Source organism: Lysinibacillus sp. 10T31, assembly GCF_056394365.1.
In genome coordinates this window covers 1-520 of the sequence record NZ_JBFTHS010000173.1, presented here as the reverse complement: position 1 = coordinate 520, position 520 = coordinate 1, and the positions used below count along the sequence as shown (strand labels likewise).

Genomic DNA, 520 nt, shown 5'->3' with positions numbered 1-520 from the left:
CTACACCCTTGGTGCTTGAATAGAATTTGTCGTAGAGATCTGCATACAAAATGCCTATCGGACAGCCCGGTTCTTCTTTCTGAGAAAGCACGTAGTAATTCATAGTTCTCAAAACCTTAATTATCGAACTCGACGTTGTTTGGTTCCCGGCACTGACAGGCTTGTTCTTAACCTGGACTGGATTGCCGATATCTGAGCACGAGCCTGAACTTTATCAATATCCCCAGAATCATAATCGTCCCGAACCTTTTCAACCATGTTTTCAACCATAGGCGTGTAGACCTTACCATGAGAGCCACAATGATAAAAAACCCGCTTACTTTTCTTGGCTTGATCTGCACTGTCGGGCATTAATACCCCATTTTCTTTTTTATCCCGTTCACCGGCCATGCCGATATCCGAGAAAAAGCTCGCCTGCCGACCCCACACTTCCTCAGGGATGAGGTGATGGGCTTGCATCTTGTCATTGCTTTTGCCACCTAATTCTCGATCAAGCTTTCTACTGCATAATCCATTAGGG

The 520-nt window shown here is 45.4% G+C and carries 1 protein-coding gene; it reads right to left on the bottom strand.

Features of this window, described 5'->3' with window-relative positions; genetic code table 11:
* Positions 1 to 120 precede the first annotated feature (120 nt).
* Positions 121 to 520: AHH domain-containing protein (locus tag AC1DCY_RS27440; protein WP_477355879.1), on the bottom strand; the 400-nt coding region annotated here is incomplete at its 5' end.